At 35.0% G+C, this 4,808-nt stretch carries 3 protein-coding genes; all 3 read left to right on the top strand.

Annotated elements, in window-relative coordinates:
* Window positions 1-188 precede the first annotated feature (188 nt).
* The 3 genes from AB1414_15715 to AB1414_15705 are packed head-to-tail and all read left to right on the top strand — an operon-like array spanning window position 189 to window position 4,494.
* Complete coding sequence (locus AB1414_15715; GenBank protein ID MEW6608867.1) at window positions 189-2,255, top strand: AsmA family protein; 2,067 nt, start codon at window positions 189-191, stop codon at window positions 2,253-2,255.
* 11 nt (window positions 2,256-2,266) lie between these two features.
* On the top strand, window positions 2,267-3,397 hold the full coding sequence (locus AB1414_15710) for a glycosyltransferase family 1 protein (GenBank protein ID MEW6608866.1): 1,131 nt from the start codon (window positions 2,267-2,269) through the stop codon (window positions 3,395-3,397).
* Window positions 3,394-4,494, top strand: a complete 1,101-nt coding sequence (locus tag AB1414_15705) for a DUF1972 domain-containing protein (protein MEW6608865.1) — start codon at window positions 3,394-3,396, stop codon at window positions 4,492-4,494. Before AB1414_15710 ends, AB1414_15705 begins: the two co-directional genes overlap by 4 nt.
* The last annotated feature ends 314 nt before the right edge of the window (window positions 4,495-4,808 follow it).

Here is a 4,808-nt window from a genome sequence, read left to right as displayed (position 1 = left end):
CAAATTCAATCTTAACAGAGCACTATAATCTTTGCGTTCTTTGCGGTTAATTTCTTTGCGTTCTTTGCGGTTAAAAAAGGATAAACCACTTAATCTTAAAAAAACTTGAATATCGAGTATTAGATATCTTGCAATGACCTGAACACTTCCAAAAATTCTAAAGTGGTTGTTAATGATAACAAGAGATTATGAAAAAGAAATCGGTAATCTTTATCAGTATATTTATTCTAATTTTAGTTCTTGGGGCTATTATCCTTCCGTTTATTACTATTTCCTCACCTCAACTAACCAAATTTATTTCAAACCAGTTAGAGAAAAATTTAGCACGAAAGGTCGAAATAGGCAGATTGAAAATTGGTATTTTGACCGGCATTGAATTACACGATGTAGTTATCTTTAACAAGTCAGGATTTAAGAGTAAAGCGTTGACAGAAAACAAGAGACTTATTTTGAAATATAGGTTTTTCCCTTTGCTAAAAAGACAGTTAATAGTTACTAATCTTTTATTTATTGAACCAACGATTTTTATCGAGCGAAATAAATCTAATAGATGGAATTTTACAGATTTGTTGAAAAAGAATACTTATAAAAAAGAGAAAGAAGCGGGTAACTTTTCTTTTCAAATAGATAAGATAAAGGTAAAAAAAGGAAGCATATATTTTTTAGATGAGGGAATTTCCCCAAAATTGAAAACATCTATTGAAAAGATTGATATTCAAATAGATGGATTAAATAAAAGAGAAGGGATAATTGGATTTAGAGTCAGAGCCGGGGAAATAGGTGGGAGGAGACTTAATCTTAAACTCGGAGGTGGGGTTGAGGTTGACCTGGATTCAGGAGTAATAGAAATAGTTACAGCGACATTTACATTAGCCGATTTAAAAGCCGAACTCGAAGGAGGACTAAAAGATGAATTAATCAACATAACCTTGAAAAGTAATGAGTTCTCTATAGCTAATATAATTAGATTAATTCCATTTCCTGACATTGAAAAGCTAAAACTCGCTGGTAAAAGTAAAATAAATGTATCTTTAAATAGCAGGCTAAATGAAAATTTACAGGTTTTAGGTTCGGTGATATTAGAAAGTGGTAAAGTAGAATATGATGGGGTAAGGAACGGTATTAAAGACATCAACTTAGAGCTGCAATTTACAGAATCCGATATGAACTTACTATCCCTGACCGGCCAATTCGGTGAGTCTGATTTTAATATGCAGGGAGAACTCCAAAATTTCAAAAATCCTAAGATAAATTTTATGGTTCGCTCACAACAACTTATTTTAGATGAAATAATAGAGGGTTATGGTGAATTTATTGAAGCATTCCCAAATCTGAAATTTGACCAACAATATAAATTAGATGTAAAAGGGGAAATTAATGTAGATGAATGGTCTTTTAAGAAAATTACAGGTAAGGAGTTTTATACTGATTTTAACTGTGTTAGGAATATCCTGATGATTAAGGCATTAAAAAGTAAGGTTTCTGATGGATGGGTAGAGGTTTCTGGAACGATAGATTTGGGTAGTAAATTGCCACGATATTTTGTCTTTGCTAATGCAAACCAAATCGAAATTACCAATATCATATCAAGTTTTTCTGAGACAAATAACAGGTTTGTTTGTGGTAAGTTGAGTTCAGAGATAAATATTAAAGGAGCGGGATTTAAACTAAATCAATTAAAAGAAAATTTAGAAGGTTCTGGAAATGTAGAATTAAAAGATGCAAAGATAAAAGGATTAAAGATATTAGATAGATTATCGGCTTTCCTGACTTTAGGCGTGATTCGTAACCTGAGTCAATGTCGCATATTAACGACATTTAAGATAGAAGATGGAATAATATCAACTGATGACTTTGAATTGAGAAGTCATTTAATTAAATTATTAGGTAGTGGTAAAATATCCCTTGACTTAGATATGGACTTTAATATGACCGCGACATTCCCCGGACGATTAGGAAAACAAATCTCTAAATTAGGGAAAATAATTCCATTCCTGGGTGATAAAAAAGACAGGATGGGTATTCGGTTTAGAATTAAAGGTAATTTTAAAGAGCCTGAATTTGCCAGGACAGAAGAAATAAAACAAAAGATTGAATTAGAAACTAAAGAAGAAAAGGAAAAAATTAAGGAAAAAATACATCAACAGGTTGAAAAAGAAAAGGAAGAGATTAAAGAAATAATAGAAGAAAAACAGGAAAAGATTAAAGAAAAAGCAAAGGAAGAGGTTAACAAATTGTTCAAGAAATTATTTTAGAGGTAAAAATAATGAAGATTGCTTTAGATGCAACCTATGCCGGACAATCATCTTCACAAAAAGGTGGGGTTTATCAATATATCTTCCATCTTGTTCAAGCATTGAGTGAAGTGGATAAAGAAAATGAGTATTTATTGTTTTTTAGTTTCTTTAGAAATAAGCATCGTCAGACAACTGATGAATTCTACTCTTTGTTTAAAAAAGCAGGTTACGGAAGGAAAGATTGTCGGATTCCTTCTCTTATCTGGAAAAGACTCCAATTCCCAATCGAACTATTTACAGGCAAAATTGACCTTTTCCATGGGCTTTTTGATTATGTTCCGAGAATGCTTTCTGGAAAGTCTATTGTCACCATTCATGACTTAGCCTATTTACGCAGACCTGAGTTTTTAGGGAGTAAAAGGGTGAAGTGGAAACAAAAGGAAACTCCTCGCTCAGCCAAACAAGCTGAGGCAATCATTACTATCTCTAATTTTAGTAAAAATGACCTTGTTAATTTTTTGGGCATTTCGCAGGAAAAGATTTTTGTTATCCCTCATGGTGTTTCGCCAGATTTTGTCCCGACTAAAGAAAAGAGAATATTAGCAAAATATAAGATTAAAAGAAATTATATTCTATTTGTAGGCGTGCTTCAGCCAAGCAAAAATATTGTGAGATTGATAGAGGCATTTTATGAACTTAAGCAATCTGAACATATTGGACATCAATTGGTTATTGTCGGGCAAAAGGGCTGGCTTTATGATGAGATTTATAAAAGGTGTCTGGAATTAAGGTTAGAGAATGATATTATTTTTACTGGTGAAATTCCGCATAATGAACTTCCGGGGTTGTATAGTGGGGCAGATGTTTTTGTTTTACCATCGCAATTTGAGAGTTTTGGCATACCTGTTTTAGAGGCAATGGCTTGTGGGACACCAGTAGTTACCTCCAATACTTGTGCCTTGCCTGAAACAGCCGGGGATGCGGCTATTTTAGTTAAACCTGATTCTGTCCATGAAATTGCCGGGGGAATATATCAGGTGCTGTCTGATAATAATTTACAAGCAAGTTTGCGACAAAAAGGATTTGCTCACGCTAAGAAATTTACCTGGGAAAATACGGCAAAAATGACGCTGGAGGTTTATAGAAAGGGGATTCTATGAAAATAGCTATTATTGGCACAAGAGGAATACCTGCTCGCTATGGTGGGTTCGAAACCTGCGTTCAGGAATTGAGTATGCGATTGGTGGAGAAAGGACACGAGGTAATAGTCTATTGTCGAAATAGCAACTCACCAGACCGACCTAAAGAATTTAAAGGGGTAAAACTCATTCACCTCCCTTCGGTTAGAACAAAAATAGCCGATACCTTTTCACATACCTTTTTTTCTATGATTCATGTTTTGTTTGGGCGGGTTGATGTTATCCTTGTTTTTAATGCGGCTAATAGCCCGTTATGCGTCATTCCAAAGTTATTTGGAAAGAAGATAGCCATCAATGTTGATGGACTTGAATGGAAAAGAAGGAAATGGGGTAAGACAGCTCAAACCTATTATCAATTTGCCGAATATCTGGCGACAAAGATATGTCACCAGATTATAGCAGATTCAAAGGCTATCCAGCAATATTACCTGAAACGGTATAACACGACCGCTACCTTCATTCCCTATGGGGCGGACATTGAAACTTCTTCAAATCCCAACATTCTTAAAGAGTATAATTTAGACAGGGATAATTACTTTTTTGTGGTCACCCGATTGGAGCCAGAAAATAACCCGGATTTAACCATTCAAGCATTTGAGCAAGTAAAAACAGATAAAAAACTGGTTATAGTTGGTGGGACAGGTTATAAAAGTCGGTTTGTTCAAGAACTAAGAAGGACAAAAGACAAAAGAATAATCTTTATGCCGCCTGTGTATGAAAAAGACCACATCAAAGAGTTATTCTGTAATTGCTATGCCTATGTTCATGGGAATGAAGTTGGTGGGACAAACCCTGCTTTATTAAGTGCTTTAGGTTATGGGAATTGTGTTTTGGCATTAAATGTGCCCTTTAATGAAGAGGTAGTGGGTGAAGCCGCTATTTTATATGATAGGTCAACCGAGGATTTAAGCCCAAAAATGCAATATCTTGTCGATAACCCTGATGTCGTCGCCGACTATAGAAAGAGAGCAGTAAATAGAATAAAAAAGGCAGAATATACCTGGGAGAGAGTAACTGATGGTTATGAAGAACTTCTCGTAAGCCTTACCGCGTCTTAGGTTTCACGCAAAGGACGCAAATGTAATTTTTCCCTTATTTCACTTTGTGTTCTTTGCGTGCTTTGCGTGAAACTTCCTTTCTCCTAGAAATCGGGGCTCGGGACTCGGGAAGGCTGGTAACCACAGGCTTTTAGCGGTTATTAACTGGAAGTTTACATTAGGATAATACCCATAAATAAGGCATAAAAATAATCGTTCCGTTAGGAACATAATATCGGTAGGAATAGATAGACAAATCAATCAGTTCCGTAGGAACGATATATTGGTAGAAAATTTATCCACCTGTGCGATTAGATTAATTCATCGCAGAGACG

It is taken from the genome of bacterium, from assembly GCA_040755795.1.
Lineage (GTDB): Bacteria > UBA9089 > CG2-30-40-21 > CG2-30-40-21 > SBAY01 > JBFLXS01.
Note: the sequence above shows the minus strand (reverse complement) of the source record. Positions and strands in the feature narration are given on the sequence as shown.

Coding starts and splice junctions, on each gene's coding strand:
- AB1414_15715 (MEW6608867.1), top strand. CDS start 189: ATGAAAAAGAAATCGGTAATCTTTATCAGTATATTTATTCTAATTTTA.
- AB1414_15710 (MEW6608866.1), top strand. CDS start 2,267: ATGAAGATTGCTTTAGATGCAACCTATGCCGGACAATCATCTTCACAA.
- AB1414_15705 (MEW6608865.1), top strand. CDS start 3,394: ATGAAAATAGCTATTATTGGCACAAGAGGAATACCTGCTCGCTATGGT.